Source organism: Mycoplasmopsis phocirhinis (assembly GCF_004216495.1).
GTDB classification, from domain to species: Bacteria; Bacillota_I; Bacilli_A; order Mycoplasmatales; family Metamycoplasmataceae; genus Mycoplasmopsis; species Mycoplasmopsis phocirhinis.
Map to the genome: position 1 here is coordinate 163,761 of NZ_CP034841.1, position 23,313 is coordinate 187,073.

At 29.2% G+C, this 23,313-nt stretch carries 6 protein-coding genes and 2 rRNA genes; 6 read left to right on the forward strand and 2 right to left on the reverse strand.

Features of this window, described 5'->3' with window-relative positions:
• Positions 1–8 precede the first annotated feature (8 nt).
• The 3 genes from EG856_RS00735 (at position 9) to EG856_RS00745 (ending at position 5,686) form a co-directional block, all read left to right on the forward strand.
• Positions 9–1,521: ribosomal RNA gene (locus EG856_RS00735) — 16S ribosomal RNA — on the forward strand.
• 301 nt (positions 1,522–1,822) lie between these two features.
• A 23S ribosomal RNA gene (locus EG856_RS00740) occupies positions 1,823–4,715 on the forward strand.
• The 16S and 23S rRNA genes sit together here, the layout of an rRNA operon.
• 170 nt (positions 4,716–4,885) lie before the next feature.
• A complete protein-coding gene (locus EG856_RS00745; protein WP_130429235.1) occupies positions 4,886–5,686 on the forward strand; it encodes an alpha/beta fold hydrolase in 801 nt (266 codons plus the stop codon).
• A 404-nt stretch (positions 5,687–6,090) separates the two neighbouring features.
• Here the strand turns inward: EG856_RS00745 and EG856_RS00750 are convergent, their stop codons facing one another.
• Entirely contained in the window at positions 6,091–9,966 is a 3,876-nt protein-coding gene (locus tag EG856_RS00750) for an RNA polymerase beta'' subunit family protein (RefSeq protein WP_130429236.1), read from the reverse strand.
• Positions 9,967–10,235: 269 nt separating this feature from the next.
• On the opposite strand from EG856_RS00750, the gene EG856_RS00755 reads away from it, so the two are divergent.
• Both EG856_RS00755 and EG856_RS00760 read left to right on the forward strand, forming a co-directional pair.
• The gene (locus EG856_RS00755; RefSeq protein ID WP_130429237.1) at positions 10,236–13,820 is read left to right on the forward strand and encodes a hypothetical protein; all 3,585 of its coding nucleotides are present in this window, start codon (positions 10,236–10,238) and stop codon (positions 13,818–13,820) included.
• A 154-nt stretch (positions 13,821–13,974) separates the two neighbouring features.
• Entirely contained in the window at positions 13,975–14,640 is a 666-nt protein-coding gene (locus tag EG856_RS00760) for a hypothetical protein (protein WP_130429238.1), read from the forward strand.
• Between the two features lie 59 nt (positions 14,641–14,699).
• Here EG856_RS00760 and EG856_RS00765 read toward each other — a convergent pair whose 3' ends face one another.
• On the reverse strand, positions 14,700–18,887 hold the full coding sequence (locus EG856_RS00765) for a hypothetical protein (protein WP_130429239.1): 4,188 nt from the start codon (positions 18,885–18,887) through the stop codon (positions 14,700–14,702).
• Positions 18,888–19,064: 177 nt separating this feature from the next.
• Between EG856_RS00765 and EG856_RS00770 the strand changes: the two genes are divergently transcribed.
• Positions 19,065–22,889 carry a hypothetical protein gene (locus EG856_RS00770; RefSeq protein WP_130429240.1) on the forward strand — a complete coding sequence of 1,275 codons (3,825 nt, stop codon included), beginning with the start codon at positions 19,065–19,067 and terminating at the stop codon, positions 22,887–22,889.
• Positions 22,890–23,313: the final 424 nt, after the last annotated feature.

Here is a 23,313-nt window from a genome sequence, read left to right on the forward strand (position 1 = left end):
AAGTCAATTTTTTCGAGAGTTTGATCCTGGCTCAGGATGAACGCTGGCTGTGTGCCTAATACATGCAAGTCGAGCGAAGTACTTGTACTTAGCGGCGAATGGGTGAGTAACACGTACTCAACGTACCCTTCAGTTTGGAATAGCAGTTGGAAACAGCTGATAATACCAAATACTTATTTTAATCGCATGATTAAAATATAAAAGGTGCCTTAAAGCATCGCTGGAGGAGCGGGGTGCGCAACATTAGCTAGTTGGTGAGGTAACGGCTCACCAAGGCCATGATGTTTAGCGGGGTTGAGAGACTGAACCGCCACACTGGGACTGAGATACGGCCCAGACTCCTACGGGAGGCAGCAGTAGGGAATATTCCACAATGGACGAAAGTCTGATGGAGCGACACAGCGTGCAGGATGACGGCCCCATGGGTTGTAAACTGCTGTGGTAAGGGAATAAAAATTAGTGTAGGAAATGCCACTATATTGAATGTACCTTATTAGAAAGCAACGGCTAACTATGTGCCAGCAGCCGCGGTAATACATAGGTTGCAAGCGTTATCCGGAATTATTGGGCGTAAAGCGTCTGTAGGTTGTTTATTAAGTCTGGCGTTAAATTTTGGGGCTCAACCCCAAACCGCGTTGGATACTGGTAAACTAGAGTTATGTAGAGGTTAGCGGAATTCCTTGTGAAGCGGTGAAATGCGTAGATATAAGGAAGAACACCAAGATGGCGAAGGCAGCTAACTGGACATACACTGACACTGAGAGACGAAAGCGTGGGGAGCAAACAGGATTAGATACCCTGGTAGTCCACGCCCTAAACGATGATCATTAGCTGATGGGGAACTCGTCGGCACAGCTAACGCATTAAATGATCCGCCTGAGTAGTACGTTCGCAAGAATAAAACTTAAAGGAATTGACGGGGACCCGCACAAGCGGTGGAGCATGTGGTTTAATTTGAAGATACGCGTAGAACCTTACCCACTCTTGACATCTTCTGCAAAGCTATAGAGATATAGTGGAGGTTAACAGAATGACAGATGGTGCATGGTTGTCGTCAGCTCGTGTCGTGAGATGTTCGGTTAAGTCCTGCAACGAGCGCAACCCCTATTCTTAGTTACTAACATTTAGTTGAGCACTCTAAGAAGACTGCCCGAGTAATCGGGAGGAAGGTGGGGATGACGTCAAATCATCATGCCTCTTACGAGTGGGGCAACACACGTGCTACAATGGCCAGTACAAAGTGAAGCGACCTGGTGACAGTGAGCAAACCACAAAAAACTGGTCTCAGTTCGGATTGGAGTCTGCAACTCGACTCCATGAAGTCGGAATCGCTAGTAATCGTAGATCAGCTACGCTACGGTGAATACGTTCTCGGGTCTTGTACACACCGCCCGTCAAACCATGGGAGCTGGTAATGCCCGAAGTCGGTTTATTAACAAACTGCCTAAGGCAGGACTGGTGACTGGGGTTAAGTCGTAACAAGGTATCCCTACGAGAACGTGGGGATGGATTACCTCCTTTCTACGGAGTACAAAATCGATTAATATCGATATTAACCTTAATATAGACCTATTTTCATAAATTGTCATGGCTTATTAGGTCAATAGCAATATATCTAGTTTTGAGAGAACAACTCTCAATATGTTCTTTGAAAACTGAATAGTAAATATTTTAAAATATTACAACGACATCAAATAATAAATTAATTTGGTTAATTTGTTTTGATTCATCGAGTAGTTATTTAATATAACTCATTGAAATGTCTTAAAATACACATCATAACAACAATAGGAAATCTTAATTAATTCAATTAAGAACATACTTTTAAATAAGTAAGAGTTTGTGGTGGATGCCTTGGGTCTGGAAGTCGATGAAGGACGTGATTACCTGCGATAAGCCTCGTGGAGCTGGATATAAGCTACGAAACGGGGATTTCCGAATGGGGAAACCTAGCTAGGGTAATGCCTAGTTGCCTTCTTCTGAATACATAGGAAGTCGAGCGAGATACCATGTGAACTGAAACATCTTAGTAGCATGAGGAAAAGAAAATAAAAAATGATTTCTTTAGTAGCGGCGAGCGAACGAGAAAAAGCCCAAACCATTTTATAATGGGGTTGTAGGACAGTCTACATAGAGTTACAAAATTAAATGATAGCAGAAGCATTTGGGAAAATGCGTCATAGAAGGTGATAACCCTGTATGCGAAATTATTTAATCTCTTGACTGTATCCTGAGTAGGGCGGGGCACGTGAAACCCTGTCTGAATCTGCCGGGACCATCCGGTAAGGCTAAATACTAACCAGACACCGATAGTGAACAAGTACCGTGAGGGAAAGGTGAAAAGAACCCCGGGAGGGGAGTGAAATAGATTCTGAAACCACTTACTTACAATTAGTCAGAGCCCATTTAAGGGTGATGGCGTACATCTTGCAGTATGGACCGGCGAGTTATGTTATCGTGCAAGGTTAAGCAGAAAAAAGCGGAGCCGTAGAGAAATCGAGTCTTAATAGGGCGCTTGAGTACGATGGCATACACCCGAAACCAGGTGATCTATTCATGAGCAGGCTGAAGCTTGGGTAACACCAAGTGGAGGGCCGAACCGTAGTACGCTGAAAAGTGCCCGGATGACTTGTGAATAGCGGAGAAATTCCAATCGAACTTGGAGATAGCTGGTTCTCCTCGAAATAGCTTTAGGGCTAGCGTGTGGTGTTAAGTGATGGTGGTAAAGCACTGAATGTGGAATGGCCGCGCCTAGCGGTACTGACTATAATCAAACTCTGAATACCATCATGAATTATCATGCAGTCGGAACCGGGGTGCTAACGTCCCGGCTCGCGAGGGAAACAACCCAGATCGTCGGCTAAGGTCCCAAATTCGTGTTAAGTGAGAAAGGTTGTGAGGTTTCATAAACAACTAGGAAGTTGGCTTAGAAGCAGCCATCTTTTAAAGAGTGCGTAATAGCTCACTAGTCAAGAGACCTTGCGCCAATAATTTAACGGGACTAAAACACGAAACCGAAGCCACGGGTACATTTATGTACGTTAGAGGAGCGTTCTTAGGGCGGTGAAGCTAGACTGTGAAGACTAGTGGAGTGCTAAGAAGTGAGAATGCCGGTATGAGTAACGATTCGCAGTAAGAATCTGCGACGCCTATTGGGGAAGGTTTCCTGGGCAAGGTTCGTCCACCCAGGGTAAGTCAGGACCTAAGGCGAGGCCGATAGGCGTAGTCGATGGACAACAGGTTAATATTCCTGTACTTTCTATAATAGTGATGGAGTGACGAAGAAGGATAAACTTACCTCTTACTGGATTGAGGTGCAAGTATTTACTGGGAATTGTAGGCAAATCCGCAATTCATTAACCGGAAGATACAACGCATAGATTATAGCAATATAATTCAACAAGTTGATTTCATGCTTCCTAGAAAAGCTTCTAAACTTTAATATTATGGAAACCTGTACCGAGAACGGACACACGTCCCCAAGATGAGTATTCTAAGGCGAGCGAGAAAACTAGTGTTAAGGAACTCTGCAAAATGACCCCGTAAGTTCGCAAGAAGGGGTGCTCACGCAAGTGAGCCACAGAAAATTATGAGGGGCAACTGTTTATCAAAAACACAGCTCTCTGCTAAACCGCAAGGTGATGTATAGGGGGTGAAGCCTGCCCAGTGCCCGAAGGTTAAGTGGATGCGTTAGCTTTACGCGAAGCGTTGAAATGAAGCCCGGGTGAACGGCGGCCGTAACTATAACGGTCCTAAGGTAGCGAAATTCCTTGTCGGCTAAATACTGACCTGCACGAAAGGCGCAATGATCTCTCAACTGTCTCAACACTAGACTCGGTGAAATTATGGTCCCAGTGAAAACGCTGGGTACCCGCATCAAGACGAAAAGACCCCATGGAGCTTTACTACAACTTCGTATTGAAATTTGGTCTAACATGTGTAGGATAGGTGGGAGACAGTGAAACTAGAACGCTAGTTCTAGCGGAGTCAACCTTGAAATACCACCCTTGTTATATTGAGTTTCTAACTTGCCATCATAATCAGGTGGGAGGACAGTGCGTGGTGGGTAGTTTGACTGGGGCGGTCGCCTCCTAAAGAGTAACGGAGGCGTTCAAAGGTACACTCAATACGGTCAGAAACCGTATGTAGAGCGCAAAGGTAGAAGTGTGCTTGACTGTGAGACTTACAAGTCGAGCAGGTGCGAAAGCAGGACTTAGTGATCCGGCTGTACGTCATGGAACGGCAGTCGCTCAACGGATAAAAGTTACCCTGGGGATAACAGGCTTATCTTGCCCAAGAGATCACATCGACGGCAAGGTTTGGCACCTCGATGTCGGCTCATCGCATCCTGGAGCTGGAGTCGGTTCCAAGGGTTGGGCTGTTCGCCCATTAAAGCGGTACGCGAGCTGGGTTCAGAACGTCGTGAGACAGTTCGGTCCCTATCTGATGTGGGCGTTGGAATATTGATGAGAGCCGTTTTTAGTACGAGAGGACCGAAACGGACGTACCACTGGTGTTCCAGTTGTTCCGCCAGGAGCATAGCTGGGTAGCTAAGTACGGAAAGGATAACCGCTGAAAGCATCTAAGTGGGAAGCCTCCTCAAAGATTAGTATTCCCTTGAGATTCCTTATAGACTATGAGGTTGATAGGTTGGATGTGTAAGCATAGCGATATGTTGAGCTGACCAATACTAATAAATCGATAGGTTTAAAAGTAATGTGTATTTTATACATTTCAATGAGTTTTAAAACTTACTATTCAGTTTTCAGAGAACACGCTCCGTATGGAGTTTTTTTATTTCTTGAAATAATGTTATAATATCAATAATTATTAATTAGATTATTTTTAACCATTACCGTTTAACATAATCCACACTAGGAGAAATATGAAAAATTTTTTTTACTATGAAGATATAAAATTAGAAACCTTGACTATAAATAATCAAAAGTCTAAAAATATTTTAATTCTACACGGTTACACTTCTGAATTTGCATTTTATGAACCAATTTATTCGTTATTGCAAGATGAATATAATATTTATGGAATTAATATGCCAAGCCATGGTCAAAGTGATATTAGCAAAAAACATATGCAAAATGATATTTTTGCTCAAATAGTTATTAAATTTGTTAATCATTTAAAGTTAAAAAATATAGTTGTAATCGGCCACTCTATGGGTGGTGGAGTTGCGATGGACGTCGCATGACGTTTAGAAGATAGAGTAATAAAAATTGTTTTATTAGGCCCATCAAATCGTACTATGCTTTCGTATAATCATCATTGACCATTGTTTTTTCCACGTAATGTCGAGCAATACAAAAAATTAGTACCAATTTTGTATTACAATTCAAATTTAATTTTGCAAGATGAAGAAAAAATACAAAATATAGCACAATATTATGCTAACGAAGAGGTGCAAAAAAAATTAGATGTTATTTATGAATTTGGCAAACAAATGCCTCTTGAGTCTAACCAAGCAAAAGTGGATTACGGAATTAAAATGTGTAAAGTTCCTATTATATTAATTAATGGCGATCATGATGGAATAGTCCATGTTAAAAATTGTGAACGACATTATACTAGTTTAAACCCTAATGTATTTACATTTGTTATTAAAAATTCAGGACATTGTATGTGGTTTGATGATTTTGATACATTTATGCGTATTTTAAAATCGCAGTTATAAATTTAACTTAAAGCCTTATTTATCATATTTGTACTGTTATAATAAAAGTTTTAGAAAATGAATTAATCAAATCTTTTTAATTATTGCTTCTTAAAAAATTAAATAACGATGTCATAAATATGTACATAAATTATTACCAAAATATATTTATTGAACTAATTTCTATATTCGTTTTTGATTTAATTGAATAAATTTAAAAAAAATATTTTGCTAAGTTTGCAAGTTAAAATAATAAAATTCCGTAATATCAATTTAGGATATCACGGAATTTTTAAAATTTCAATTATATTATTATTTTTAGCACATTGAGTGAAATTGCTAAATTTAAGCTTTAACTTTTTTAGTACTAATTTTACCATATTAATACATATTAATCATCTTACAATATAAATAACTTTAAATATTTAAATAAACCAAAAACCTTTTTCGCTAAAATCATCTCCATTATAACGTTGTGGATATAAATAAGCCAATAATCTTATTTTTTCATAAAAACTGGCTTGGTTAAAAGGTTTAGTACCATCGCTATAAAAATCATATTTATTACCATTAAATAGATATGAAAAACCATAACCATACTCGTATGTGTCAGCTGCAGAATAAATAGCTGCCAAATTACCTTCACTATCATAAACGCTACTTCCAGATGCACCTCCAGTTGCATCAATAATACTTTTTGGAAAGCCGATAGTATAACTTTTTAAATTTTCAAAACCAACTCCACTAAGTTCTATTGGTTTAGAGTGAGCTAAAATTCATTCTCTATATCTTTGACCATATTGGTTATCTTTATTAACGTTAAAATCACCCTCAACTGGAAAACTTGCTAAAAATCAATTCAAATTAGTATAATCATTGATATGATATGCTTCTCTTGAAGCCTTAATCATTGATAGGTTTTTTCAATTTAAAATATAATTTGCTATTTTTTTATCATTTTGATTTAATTGATTATATTCAGCTGAATTATTGTCATATTTAGCGAAAAATCAACTAAGATCAATAATTCCTATTGACATATCAAAAATTCTACTTGGGTCATTTTGGTTTAATTCGTTGGCATAATTATCTTTAAACTTGTTAAAGTTTCAAAAACGAATCTGGTCTCTAAAATTTGAAACTTCTTCTAAATCAGCATCAAAAGGCTGAGACCAAAATAATTGACTTGTAAAAGGGTTAGCATCCCCTTGGGTGTCATAATTTTGGGGTTTAGCAAACTCAATAGGTATTCGAAAACTTATTTTTATTTTTCTTGTAATGTCTTGATCAAGTGAATGATTTTTAGCAATTTCAAATTGGTTAAGAACATGCGAATTAGTTACAAAATAAAAGCGATAATCATTAGGTTTTTTAGCATTAACACGTCCTAAAATTGAATTAGATGAACTCGAATCCCCATTAAGTGAAAACACACGTTGCCTGATAGATTTTAAGCCACCAGCACTAGCATCTTCACTAAATAAACGACGTGCCGGAATTTCTTCTGCTCTTCAACCACTTGATTTATAGTTATGAAAACTAGTTGTATTTTCTCCTAAATCTAAATTATTTGGGTCTAATAATGTTTTTTTAGTACTTAAAGAAACAGCTCCATTTTTTAAAGCAGCAGAATTAAAAGTTACATTATATTGTTGGTTAGCAAATTGTGGGTATTGAATTAATAATCTAGCATCATTTAATAAAGCACTTTTTTGGTTAGCAAAATATTGGATACTTGGATTATCACTTAAAAAAGCATCTTTTTTTGCTTTTATAACTAATTTTATTTTTTTGTTCGCTAATTTAACAATTTCAAATTGGTAATTATACAAAATCGCTTTTAGTCTTTGTTCATTTTTTTCTAATGAATCAATTTTAGTATCAAAATCTAATGCTGGCGCAAAACTTTGCCCAATATTTAATTGTTTTAAATCTTTATAACTAAATGATGCTGATAAATTACTTTTACTTAATGATTTTATATCTAAATTATAAAATCCTTCTAGTTTTAGCTTGTTTAATTCAAAACCGAATTTTAAACTAAAAATTGTTTGATCACCTAAATGCTCTCAATTCTGATAAACATTTAAATCTTTTTCTATAGATGCTATGGTGTGGTCTTGATTTATATTTCACAAAGTATTAGCCAAAATTTCTTTACCTAAAACTACTTGATATTTAATCTCGCTGCCATCAACGGGGTTTATCATTTTTAATCTTCTTATATTTTTGTTATTGTAATTTCTTGTTGCGTAATACGAATATCTTAATCACGCATAAAAATTTTGTTCGCTGTACAATATAGTATCGCCAACTGTGGTATTAACTAAATAAAAAAGATCATTTTTAGTTAAATTTAATCTCGTTGATATTAAATTATCATAATTTTTAAAGTTTTGATGATTAATGATATTTGAACTTAAATTTTGTTCGATTTTAACATTGGAATAATCAAAGTTATATCTAAAAGTTGTTTGAGTAAGTTGATTTAAATTTATTTGTGAATATTGACTTAAAGTATAAGGAGAAACAAAATAAGCTTTATCAAGATTAAAACTAACTCCTTCATCAAAACCATTTAACCCAAATTTTGCATAGTCTTCAAACTTAATAACCGTTTTATATTTTGATTCAAAAATAAACGAAGCTTCTTCACTTAAATCATTGATGCTAAACTCTAATAAAATTCATTTATTACGAAATTTTTCAATATTTTCGTTGTCAAAATCTAACTTTAAACTACCATAAATTCGTTTATTATCTTCATCTTTAAAAACATCGAAAGATAGCAGTGAAATTGTATTGTCAGCAATATTATTTGGTGTTTCAAAAGCAAAAATATTACCTCTTAAACCAAGATTAAATATTTGATTATTGTTGATTTGAATATCCGTAATAATAAAATTTTTTAAATGATTTGGCAAAACATTTTTATTAAAACTTAATTGGTTCAATTTTGAATCAATGTTTAAATCTATTATTTTTGATCACGGTTCAAATGGATTGGCACTTTTAACTAGTGCACGTGCTGAGGCTAAATCAAAATTTGCATCTTTTACAAAGTTTAAAGTTACAATATCATTTATTAAATTAACAGAAGGAAAAATTATGTTAGTCGAAGTTAATGTTTGTGAAATTGGATCTAAAACAGTACTTGTAGCTAAATTTAATTTTACATACCCTAAATTATTTGATTGATTTTTAAAATAAATACCTTCAATCCATTTTAATTCATTTTTTGCTAAGTCAAGGCGAAATTTGCGACTTGTGGGATTTTGACCTCGTCTAGAATTATCAAATTTTTTAAAATCAACTTGTTTTTGTTGATTACTGATATCTAAATATTTTAGTTGAAATTGAGCATCATCAGTTGAGGTTTGTGAAGAAATTTGAGAAATATCAAAAGATATTTGAATTATTTCTTCATAATTTTTAACATTTCAATTACTGAAATTATATTGATTAAAAATTGAATCATCTACATTAACTTTTTTAACACTTACTTCATTTTTGTTAGCAAAATTAACAATATTGATTGTTTCGTTAGCATTGCTTAAGATTTTTTTAAAAGAGATTTTTTCAATATTTTTTTCATTGAAATTAATTATTGCTTTATATATTTTATCGTGAAGTTTAGTTAACTTTGTGGTTTTATTTTTATTATTGTCATTTTCAGTATAAACTAGATCTAAATAATCGTTGTTTGAATTTATATTGAAAAATACTTCTATATTTTTGTCATATGATCTTGAATTTAAAAGTTTAGCATTAATTTCATTATTTAAAAATTGTTCATTAGATATATCATTGTTTTTGTTGGTTAAAAAATCCGCATACACTTGTGATACACTTGAAGGTGTTAAAAGATTTTGATCGAAAGTTTTGATATTTAAGTCGCTATTATCATATTTTATTTGGTTTTTAGCATCATCACCATGTAATAATGAGACATTAGGAATAGGTTTAGTTTGAGTGTTTTTTTTGGGTTCGGTAATTGGTTGAGTGTTTTTTTTGGGTTCGGTAATTGACTGATTATTTTTAGGTATTGTTGTTTGTTTTTCAATATTTTGGGATTGATTTGCTTTGTTTTGCTCATCTTTTTTTTCAATTTCTTTATTTATGTTTGGTTTTATTAAAATGTTATCAGTTTTATCATGAGAATTATTTTGTTTTATATTCGACTCGTTTTTTTCTTTAGGCTCTTTTTTGATTTTATTATTTGTTGAACAACTAGTAGCTACTAGCAATGTAGTTAAAGTTTGCGAAGTAAAAGTTAAAATATATCTTAATTTTTTTTTCATATTTTCTCCAATATATTTTGATTTTACTTGTAATTTATGATATTATTATTCAATAATTAAAATATATAACCCACATTATTCAAAACAACACTAAATCAACAAATTAATATTGAAAATTCAATTATAAAATACAATTAAAATCTATAAGTTTTCCAAAATTATATTTAAAAATAATTAAAATATAAATATTTTTTTGTTAGCTAAATATACAATATATTTTTGTTGATTAACAGACATTAATTAATAGTTAAATAAAGGGAAGTAGCAAAATGAAAAAAAGTAAAAAATGATTAATTTTTACTGGCTTGACTTTATCTACTGGTTTATTACCTAGTTTAGCAGCTTGTGCTAAACCTTCTAAACCGAGTGAAAAAAATGACACTGATGACAAAACTAAAATAAATAATGATAGACAAGATAATCCAAATGTTATTAAACCCATTGAACCAGATAATAAAAGCCAACAAAGCGAGCAAAAACAAGAATCGCAACCTAAACATATATCAAATACAAATAATAACGACCCAATAAAAACTGAAAACAATAATTTACATACACAAAACCAAGATACAAATAAACAACAATCACAAAATCAATCTATAGTAAAGCGAAGTGAAAAAGATTCAATAAAAACTGAAAATATTCAACAAAACACTGAATCTGATGATGAAAATACTCAAAAGGATAATACACAAACAGAAAATCAAGAACAAGAAAAAGAAGAATTTATTGCACAACCTTCAAATGAGTTAGACGAAAACACTATCACTAACTCTAATATTACTGATGTGAATTTGCAAAATTTAGATTCAGATTTAATTAAATTTAATACTACTAGCAATGATTTAAATATTGCAACACAAAACCCCAATTTATATGATTCAATCACAAATAATTATTTAGATTATTTTAAAACATATGCAGCAGTTCAAGATAGTGAATTTTCAAACACTCTTTCACACGAATATCAATTAAAAGGTCAATATTATCAATCCCAAAAAACAGACCGAAATATAGGTGAATTTTCACTAAATTTTGATAACGATTCAAAACTTTTAACATTGAATTTTTCAAGTGATTTAGCAGTAAATCAAATTAGAATAATGGTTAAATCTGGTAATTTTTTAATGCCATATGCTCAAATTTTTCAATCAAAACAATCTAATTCTAAAAAAGTTTTTGAATTTGATTTAACTTCATTACCAAAACATATAAATAATTTTATTATTACTTCATATTCAGCTGGTAAATATGCTTATTCATTAAATTATTATCCTAAATACGAATTTAAAAATAATAATACTCTCAATGATTTACGTGCCGGTGATCTTAAAATATTTAGAGATCAAAATAATTTGTATGGTGCTTTAAAATTAAATTTAACACAAGAAAATAAAGAGTATTTAAACCAAAAAACATTTGCATTAACGTTTTCACCAGTTTTAAAAAATGCAAATGATGTTTATAAAAGAAACACTTTATTTCCGCCTAGAATTATTTATGTTAAAAATTATGATTTAGCTAAATTCCAGATTAATAAATTGTTTAAAAACGTGGAATATAAATTAGACAAAATTAGTGTTTTAGAAGGTGATTCTAAGGTTGAAAGTTTTGTTAAAATTAATATAGATGATGTTAAAAATAATGTTTTTGCAGATAATTTAAAATTACAAAACCATAATGATAATTATTTTATTCAAAGAACTAAATTACTTAATAATCAAACAAATTATCAATATCAAAATGATGCTGAATTAGCCCAATTAGTTGATTCTCAACTTGATACATATTTTAATTTTACTTTTGAAAATAGTTTTGAAAAGTATGATTTAAACTACGAAAAGCTTAATTTAAATATTATTAAAAACAATAACACTTATAAATTAGCTCCGTTTTTGGCTAAAGACTATGTACAAAACACCTATTTTAAAATTGATAAAAATAATTCACAAGCTAGTTTAGAAAAAGATTTATCTTTATATGAGTTCAAAAATTTAGAACCAGATAAAACCATAATTACTTTTGCGTTTGAATTTGATCCTTATCAAACCAATCTACGACATTTTTCAGAAGTACAAAAAGCACGCTCAATTATAAAAATTTCATACCCTTTATCTAAATTGATGTCGCACACTAAAATAATCAATCCTCATCTAGATTTAACCTATATTGGGGCTAATGCTGATGTTGCTAAAAATGTATTAAATTATATTCACAAAAATTTTGCTTTTAGTTTAGATATAAGAAAAAAAGCTAACACAACTAACACTACTAATAATATAAATGTCAAATTACAAATAACACCTAAAGCTAATGCTAAACTTTTTGAAATTGCTGCTCAACATAACGATGAAGCTGGAGAATCTGCGTTTATTGGCAATAATTATTTATTCATTCATCACTTGCAAGCACAAAATGAAGATGTTGCCGACTATATAAAATTTATCCCTAAACATCCTGATGCTTTGTCTAATAACTCAATTACTAAAGCGAATAAGGATAATAGCTACTACCCAAATATAGATTTTAATCTTAAAGAAACTAACCCTGAAAAATTTGCTACTAGATTAAGCAAAGAAGATGTAACCAAAGGTAGCCAAAACATTCGTTCACGTGCTTTTTCGTTAGGTGCTGGCGGCGGAAGTTGAAGCGTTATTGGTCGAAGTAATAATAAAGATCATCGCTACTATGTAATGACAAATTCGCATATTACTGCTTTTATTATTGTGGATGAATTAAATAATTTTATTAATAATTTGTTTGAATTTTCTTATTTTGGTAATCGCAGAGTAGATTCATTATTAGTTCCAAGTGTTTTTTCAAAAAACGAAATTAAAAATAATCCTCAACATCCATATTATATCGATGATAATGTGTACCATTATGGTAAAGACGAAAAAGATAAAATTAATCGTTTGTGATTTTTCAACCAAACCTTTAATAGCGATGATTACATCAACGCTCAAGGTATAGAAAATTTATACCAATTTGAAAAAAATAAAGAACAGGCTCGTCAAGTTGACAGTGTTTTAGGCCGCATTAAAATCCCTATTGATGATCAAATAAGTTTTAAAATGATTAAAGATTTTCATATTAAAGACGAAAAAGATCGTAATGGCAAAAATATTAATTCAAATTTACATTATTTACATGGTATTCAATATGATGACAGCGGAAATATTTTAGCTGAAAAAGATGAAAATAAAAATATGGATTTTAGTATTGCTGAAATTGATTTTAGTTTCTTTTTTAAATATTTTGCTAATCAAAAAGGCAATCCCACTTACACTTTTGAAGGTTATACATTAAAAAATAACGAAAAAGCAGTTGTAGATTTTGTTTTAAATTTAGATAATTTAAAACCATTAAAAATAAGTAATGAAGTTTATCATTATAATGATTATTCATCTTTAAATTGATATCTAGGTTCATTTCCAGTGAATGCATCAGCAAATTCTGCTTCTACACCTCAATCGGTTCGTCGTTATCGCGAATATTTAATAACTAATATTCCTCAAATAACACAATATCGCTCACCTATAGCTTTTGATAATTATTTTGCGCGAGTTTTTAACATTAAACAAAATGCCGTGGATTTAGAGGGTGGTTCCTCTGGTACAGGTGTATTTGATGGTAGCGGAGATTTAATAGGAGTTATCAATTCTGGTTCAGGAATAGGTCCTGATATTAATAATAACGACAGATTTATAACTTTTTTAATGTTTGATACCCAAAAAATTTCATTTTTTGGTGATGTTAGAAATTTAAATAATCCTAATTCTTTTGTTGCCGAAACAAAAAAATTAGCATATTTGTATCCAGATTTATATGCTGATATATACACTTCTAAATAAACACAATTGCTTTTTTAAACCACAAAGTAATTGTGTTTTTTATTAAAAAATTTATCTTTTTTTGTTTAATCAAAAAGAAAAACTTGCATTTTGTTTGCAAAAAAAAAAAAAAAAAGTAAAATTTTGTCATAAACTTAAAATATGAAAGGTATTTATGAAAAAATTTAATTTAAAATTGTTTTTACCAACTCTTGCTCTTGTGCCAACATTTTCATTTGTAGCAGCTGCTTGCGTAAACGAAAAAGATCAAAAACCTTCAACACCTCAACCACAAACACCAAGCGAAATGCCAAAATCAAATGAAACAACAAGTCCAAGTGATCAAACTGCTAAACCTGAAACACCAAGTGAAATGCCAAAGTCAAGTGAGACAACATCAACCACAGATAATTCAACACAAGCAAATGATGTTTATTTAGAAGAATTTAAAGATTTAATGCAAGAATTGGATCTTAATCAACTAAAGGCAATATTTAGTAATAAATATTTACAAGCTAAATTTGATTCTTTATATAATGAATTAAACGTTTATAGAATGATTTTTGATCAAAATTACGCAAACCAAGCCACTCTAGATGCAGATCAACAAAAATCTTTAGCTCAATACATCCCTAACTATGTTGCACAATTTTATAACCTTTTCTACATAGCACGTGATTTACAATTATATGAAAAAACACTGCCTAAAGATGAAACGCAAGCTAAAAACATGATAGACACTGACTTTAAAACTAATACTATATTTGAATTCGGAGGTGAATTACAAACCGTTTTACAAAGAATAACCCAAAAAACGCACACCGCAGCCAACACACAATAAATTAATTAATTTTTTAAAAAAAATAGAAATTTATAATTAATTTCTATTTTTTTATTTTGTTAAATAAATCAAAATCCTTTTTCATTAAAATCTTTTTGATTGTATCTATTTGGATATAAATAAGCTAATAATCTTATTTTTTCATAAAAACTTGCTTGGTTAAAAGGTCTGGTTCCATCACTATAAAAATCATATTTATTACCGTTAATAATGTATGAGTATCCATAACCATTCGCGCCCGGATCTGCTGCAGAATATAAAGCTGCTAAATTACCTTGACTATCATAAACACTGCTTCCCGATGCTCCACCATTTGTATCAGTTATACTTTTTGGAAAAGCAATAGCATTATTCCGGACACTTGTATTTCCGTGCACTTTACGTTGAATAGATTGGGTGTGGGCAAAAAGATATTCGCGATATCTTTGTCCTCTAGCGTTATCTTTATTTGTTGTGAAATTTCCATCCACAGGAAAACCACCAAAAAATCAATTTAAATTAGTGTAATCATTTACATGGTATGACTCTTTTGAAGCTTTTATCATTGGTAAATTTTTTCAATTTAAAATATATTTTGCTATTTTTTTATCTTTTTCATTTAAATTGTTAAAGGCTGTTGAATTGTTGTCGTATTTAATGAAAAATGAACTTAAATCTATAATTGCAATACTCATATCAATTCGTCTAGCACCTTCATTTTCACTTAAATCATTGCCATAACCATCTTTAAACTTATTAAAGTTTCAAAAACTATTACGGTCACGATAATCAGAAACAACTTCTAAATTAGCATCAAAACCTTGTGATCAAAATAATTCACTTGTAAATGGATTTTTACTACCATTTGTTTCATAATCAGCTGGTTTAGCAAATTCAATTGGAATTCTAAAATTAACTGTGATTTTTCTTGTGTAATCATGATCTAATGATGGATTTATATCTAAATTTTTAAATTGTTTTAAAACATGAGTGTTTGTAATGAAATAAAATCTAAAATCATTGTCGTTTTTAGGATTAACACGTCCTAAAATAGAATTAGAAGAACTTGAACCATTGTTTAATGAAAATACTCTTTCTCTTACTGATTTTAAACCTCCAGCTGTAGCATCTTCTTTGAATAAGCGACGAGCAGGAATTTCATCCGCTTTAGAACCAGTTAATTTATAATCATGAAAACTTGTGGTATTTAAACCCTGTGCGATATTATTTTTATCTAACAATGTTTTATTTGTGCTAATTGAAACAGCCCCGTTTTTTAAGGCTTTAGAATTAAAACTTACATTGTAGGTTTGATTTTGAAATTCAGGATATTCAATTAATAAACGTGCATCATTTAATAAAGCACTTTTATGGTTAGCAAAATATTGTACACTTGGATTATCACTTAGGTGTGTTTGCTCTTTTTTAGCAAAAACTATAAATTTAACTTTTTTATTATCTAATTTAATTACTCTAAATCCATAATTATATAATATTGCTTTTAAACGTCACTCATTAGTCGAAAGTGTGTCGATTTTAGCATCAAAATCGACAGCTGGAATTAAAGACTCATTTTGGTTTAATTTTTTAAAATCAGCATAACTAAATGAAATCGTTAAGTTACTTTTGTTTAATTTCTTTAAGTCAAGATTGTAATAATCCTGTAATTTAATTTTATTTAAATCAAAACCAAATTTTAAACTAAAAATTGTTTGATCACTAAAATTATCTCAATTTTGATACACATCTAAATCTTTTTCAATTGTAGCTTGTGTGTGATTATCATTAAAATTTCACAAAGTATTGGCTAAAATTTCTTTACCTAATACTACTTGGTATTTAATTTCTTGACCATTGCTAGGGTCAATCATTTTAATTTTTTTAAGATTATTTGATTTTTCTCTAGTTACATATCTTGAATATCTTAATCACGCGTAAAAATTTTGCTCACTATATAAAATAGTGTCATTAGTTGTATCTTTATTAACTAATTCAAATAGATCATTTTTAGTTAAATTTAAACTTGTAGATAATAATTTTGAATAAGTTTGGTTGTCTAAATTGCTCTGATTATTTAAATTTAATTTTTGTTTAATTCCGACATCATCATAATTAAAATAATATCTAAATGTTTTTTGACTTAATTGATCTAAATTAATTTTTGAATAAGAATTCAAATTGTAAGGTGAAACAAAAGAGGCTTTAATTAAGCTAAAATTAACACCTTCATCAAAACCATTTAGTCCAAATTTAGCATAGTCTTCAAATTTAACTACTGTTTTGTATTTTGTTTCAAATTGAAATGAGGCAGGACTTGAATCACTAATTTGATCTAAGTTAAATTCTAATAGAATTCATTTATCGCGGAATTTTTCAATATTAGATTGATTAAAATTTAATTTTAAACTACCATAGATTCTTTTGTTTTGTTCGTCTTTAAACACATCAAAAGCACTTAAAGAAACACTATTATCTGGTATGTTTTTAGCTATTTCAAAAATATAATTGTTGTTTTTTAAACCTAAATTTATAATTTCTTCGTTATTTAATTGAACATCTGTAATTACGAATGAATTTAAATGAGACGGTAAAACACTTTTGTCAAAACTCAATTGATTTTGATTTATTTCTAAATCAATAATTTTTGATCAAGGTTCAAAAGGATTTGAACTTTTCACAAGCGCTTTTGCTGCTGTTAAAGTGAAATTATTTTGTTTTAGATAATTTAAAATTATTTTATTGTTTGTGTTTTCTTTATTTAAAGATGTAATCGTTAAGTTGGTTAAATTTTCAATTTCTAAACTAGGATTAAGAATTTCATTAGTTGATAAATTTAATTTAACATATTTTGAACCAGTTAAATTGTTTTGTAAATAAATACCTTTAATTCACTTAATATCATTTTTTGGCAAGGAAACTCTAAATCTACGATCTGTACCTCTTAGATCGAATTTATCAAATTTTTTAGTAATTTCTTGTCCGCTATTATTAAAATATTTAATTTGAAATGTTGCGCTTGTTGTGGTGGAATTTGAGACCTGCGAGATATCAAACGCAAATTTTAACATATCAACATTTTTTTCTTTTTTGCTAGTTTTAGTTCATTTTGAATATGAATAATAATTTAGTGCTGATTGATTTACTTCATTTTTTTCAGTATCGATTTGCCCATTTGTCTCAAAACTAGAAATTAACACAGTATTATTAATCATATTTTTTAAAGATTTTAATGTTATTTTATTAACGTTGTCACTTAAATTAATTAACCCTTTATATAATCCAATTTGTAGTTTTTCTAAATTTATGCTTTTGACTACATTACTATTATCTTCAGTATAACTTAATTCAAAGTTATTGTCATTTGAATTGATTTTAAAAAATACTTCTACATTATTACCATTAGCTCTGGAATTTAAAAATTGAGCATTGCTTTGAGTTTGAACATATTTTTTAAATTGTTCATTTGGTAGTTTAGAATTATTTTTTTTGGTCAAAAAATCAGCATATATTTGTGAAACACGCGAAGGAAACAATTCTGTTTGGTTATATACATTAACATTTAAATCACTAAATTGATAATCTATTGAATTGGTAGCGTTATCATTGGCTAAATGAGCTTTATTAGTGCTTAATTCTTCAGGTTTTTCTTTTGCTAATTGAGATATATCTATACCATTTTGTTTAGAATGATTATTTTCAGGTAAATTTTGTGAATTATTGATTTGATTATTGTTATCTTGTTCATTTTGGTCTTGGTTGATATCATTTTGAGATTGTTGACTTTGAGATTGAGACATATCATCTTGACTAGTTTGGGTGTTATTTTGAACTTGGTCATCTGTGATATTATCTTGAGATTGAGTTATATTATTTTTCTCAGTTTTAGCGGATTCGTTTTTATTCTGTTTATCAGTGATATTTTTTTGCGTTTGAGGTTGATCTGTGTTATCTTGTTCAGTTTTAGCCGAGTTATTTTGATTTTGACTATTAGAGCTATCGTTTTGTTTTTGTTGTGTTAAAGGATCTTGTGATTCTTTTTTATCGGTTTTGATATTTGGATTGTTTTGAGATTGATTTGTTTGTTTATTGTTCTTTGGTTTTAAGTTTTGTTTATTATTCTTTTCTGCTGTTTTATTGGTTGGGTTTTGGTTACCATTTTTTTCATTTTGTTCTTGTTTATTAGTGTTACAGCTTACTGAAATAGCTAATGTGGTGGTCGTTTCAAATGCCAAAGGCAAAAATATTTTAAGTTTTAATTTTTTTTTCATTTTTCCACCTTGAATTATCTAAATAATATTTTATAGATAAATTGTATATCGTTAATAAATTTAATATAGTTTTTTTGTGTTAAATTTATAATTTATTTTTTGTTTTTCATTAAAATTATTTATATCTTAAAAATAAATTTTTAAACATAAATTTAGATTTTGTAAAAAGGAATAAAAATGAAAAAAATAAAGAAAAAATTATTAGGTTTTAGTTTGTTAGTGGCAAACTCTATTATTTTGAGTGCTTGTTCACCTACAAAAAATAAAAAAATGCAAGATAAAGAAATTGAAAATTCTGATCCAAAGCAGTCAAACCAACAAAATAAACATGAATCAACACAAATTGAAACCATTAAAAAGAAAAAAGAAGATAATAATTCTATTTCTAAAATCGAACCTAGTGAAAGCGATACACAAAATAAACCAATAAATCCAGATCAAGACAAATCTATTCCAAATGATCAAAAATTAACTCCGAATAAAACAAACGAAATTACAACTGAAAATAGCACTAAAAAACAACCAAACGAACAATCATCAAATACGAATAATTCTACCCAAAATAAACAAAAATTCACCCCAAATCAAACAAATCAAAACAAAAATGACAACCAAGTTCAAAATAAAACTGATAAACAATCTTCATCGCCAGATTCAACCGATTTTGACGCATTACCTCAATATGAGTTGAATTTCCAAAATTCCTTAATTGAATCTGAACAAGATGTTTTTCAACTTAAATTCAGTACATCTTTAAGTGAAGATTTATATTTAAAAGTGTTATTAAAAGATGTCGAGAATAATAATTTAACTTTTGAGTCTAATATTGTTAATTTAAAGACTCAAATTTTAGATTTTAACTCATTAAATTCTTCTAAATCTTACGTAATAAGTAATATTGATATTTATACCGATGATAAAGGTTTAAATAAATATACTAAGAGTTTGACTTATAATCAAAAAAATATTTTTGATATTAAAAAACAAGCTAATAATTCAGAATCAAATACTCAAATTCAAACTAAATATGCTGCTGTAAATTCTGTTCACAATCCGATCCCTTTGGTTAGTCAAATTCAAGTTGATGAGGTTTTAAATACAGATTTTAATATTGAAAAAATTAAACAAATTCAACCAAACAACATTTATTTTGATAATTTAGTAAATAATAATGTTGATGTTTTGAAACAAAATACATACGCAACAATTTTAAATACCAATCAAAATCTAGAACTTTTTATTGCAAATTCACAAGATAAAGATTTTTATGTACTTAAAGACGGACAAAAATTCTTCGCTAAATCTAAAAAATATAATCACTATGTTTTTGAATCGATTCAAGGAAATTTTGAACTATTTAATGAAGATAATCAAAAAGTAGACATATACACTCGTGCTCAAAATGAAATAAACATTAATTCAACAAATGTCCAAAATAATATTCTAAACATTAATTGACAAAATACTCAAAACACTAATAACAATATTAAAATAATGGTTAAGTCTTTGGATGTTACAAATCCTTATATTACTATTTTAAATTCGACTAATTTAACAACTAATGGTGCTAACTTTAACATTGAACATTTACCAAAAAATTATAATAAGTTTTTAATTAGTAATATTTTTATTGATAACAATGTTTATTCGTACAAACAAAGTGATCAAAGCCGGATTTTTGAAACTTTAAATTTAAATAAATCTTTAAACTTGAGTTTTTTACAATTTTATTTAGATAATGAAAACAAAAATGTTTATGGTTCAGCACTATTTGATTTTAATTCAAATGATATTGAATACTATAAAAATATGGTTTTTGATTTTAGTTTTGAGCGCAAAGTTGAAAATTTAAACCCAGACTATGTCAAATCAGTAAGACAAAATCGTAAAATTAGTGTCCCTTTCGAAAATTTATGAAAGTTTAATTTAAACAATTTAGCGGAATTTAGTGAGTATTCTTTAACTAAAATTGATGTGGCAACCAAACAAAGTTCAATTCCAATTTCAAAAGTAAATTTAGCAAATTACGCTAATAAAAAAATTTCTTATCATTTTAATTACGATCAATATGATCAAATTAATTTTTTAGCAAACGGCTTAAACAACAATAATTTACAAACTGATCAAAACACAAATCGATACAAAATTCGTGAACAATGAATAAATAGAAATCAATATTCAAGCAATAAAAATATTGATTTTTCGCTAAATAATTTATGAGCCATAAGCCAACATCTTTTAGATTATGAAAAAAATATTATTGAATATAAAGATAATGATGCTAATTTATATGAACACCGTATTAAGCGACTAAATAGCGAAGAATATGAAAACTTACGTATTTATGCACCTCGTGAATTAATTAAAAACAAACAATTTGAATTTAATAAAAATAAAGATAAAATTACTTTAACAAAAAAATTAAATGCTTTTAAAAATCTTAATCAGTTAAATGAAGATTCCTCAATATTATTTTTTAAATTCGAATTAAGTATTCACGATCGTGTTAATTTTGATTTATTTGATTTTAGGAGCGTTGCTAGCGAAATAGTAGTTCCCGTAAGTTTAAAAATGCTTAAACAAAACTCGCGACACGAAAATTTAAATTTTCATTACTATGAGTTATTTAGTGATCAATTTGTTCAAGAACATAATTACAATAAAATTCGTAATAACTTTGATTTTGCACTAAATTATGATGCTGTAACTCAAAAAGTTAGTTTAGAAATAAAAGCTAAAAATGAATATAAATTTACAAATTTAATTAGCGAACACAACACATCAAGCACTAAAACTATTTTTGTAAGTCCAGCTATTTTTGGCTTTATATATTTACAAAAAGAATTAAATTTAGAATATAATGAACAAAAATTAGATAATTTAAGTGAAATTGTACCTGAATTCTCTGTTTATAACATTGACAACTATATTTATGCTAAAAAATATAATGATTTTAGAGAAACACCATTTATTTTCAAAGATCAAATTGAAACTAAATCGGCCAAAAGATTATTTAAAGAAGATAATTCTATTGGTATTAATACAGCTCGTCAAAGATCGTTTAGAGCTGGTTTTGGAACCTGAAATTTATTAGGCAAAGTTAAACCAAACGATGATAACGATTTTGAATTTTGAATTGCTACAAACGATCACGTTGCGACTGGCAGCAATAATTTAGATTTAACAAGAACGGGCCCTTTACATGAAATAATGGTGCCAAAATTAATTAATAAAGGTCCAAAAGGTCAAGCTCAAAAATCACCACACCGTGCAGAATCAGATTTTTACAAATGAGCTAATGCTGATTTTGAAATGAGATACAGAGAATATAAAAACTTCAATCCTAATGATGTTATTTTATCTACCGAGGGTGAAAAAATAACATCTAATAATAAAAATTTTGATTTAAGTATTGGGACTGTTGATTTAAAAAACTTATTTCAAAAATACGGTAATGGCAAATTAGAGAGTTTTAATTTAGATGAAACTAAAAAAGCGGTCATTCAATTTTTCTTAAATTGAATTAAAGTACCATTTATCAAACTAAGTAATGATTCAAAATTTTTTGCTGATAATTCAGCTCTTAATTGATATATAGCTTCGTTTCCTGCTGATAAAACAAATAATAAAGATTTTATATTAGGTTCAAGATATCGTGAGTATTTATTGATGTATTCATCAGCTTTTACAAATGCCAAAAATTACAGTAACCAATTTGCTTCAACACAAGTTTCTTTTGATCGCCGAGCTGCTGATTTATCGGGAGGTTCTTCAGGGACTTTTGTTTATGATTACAAAGGTGATGTAGTTGGTGTTTTATCAGAAGGACAAAATACCATAGATGGTCACGGTTTAAACGGTATTCATTTATTTGATGGTCAAGTAAGAACTATTTTTGGCTCAAAAGATGATAAAAAAAATCAACAAAGTTTTTATTGAAAAGTTAAAACTGATAGTTATTTAATGCCTGAATATTTTGTTGACCCTTTTGATGAAGCTTAATTTTAAAAATTTTTTAATTTCAAACAATAATTAACCACGCATAAAGATGGATATCAAAAATTAACATTGTAAAGTGTTAATTTTTTGTTTATTTTATTAATGAATAAACAATTTTATAATCATTGGAAAATTAAGGTTTGTAATTTTATAGTTTAATTACATATTTAAATTTATATATAGTGTTTTATTTTTTATATTAAAAATTAATTTAAGAATTAAATTGTATTGACTTTATCAATTTTTTTATTTTTAAACCAAAATTGTTAAATGTAATTAATGTTTATATTAAAAAATTCCGGAAATAAATATTGATTTTTATTTAATTAAACTTTTGGAAGAAAAAAAGCACTTTTTTTATTTATTAAATTGCTTAAAGTATTAAAATAGCATTAGTATTTACATATTAGAGCGAGGCTAAATGGAG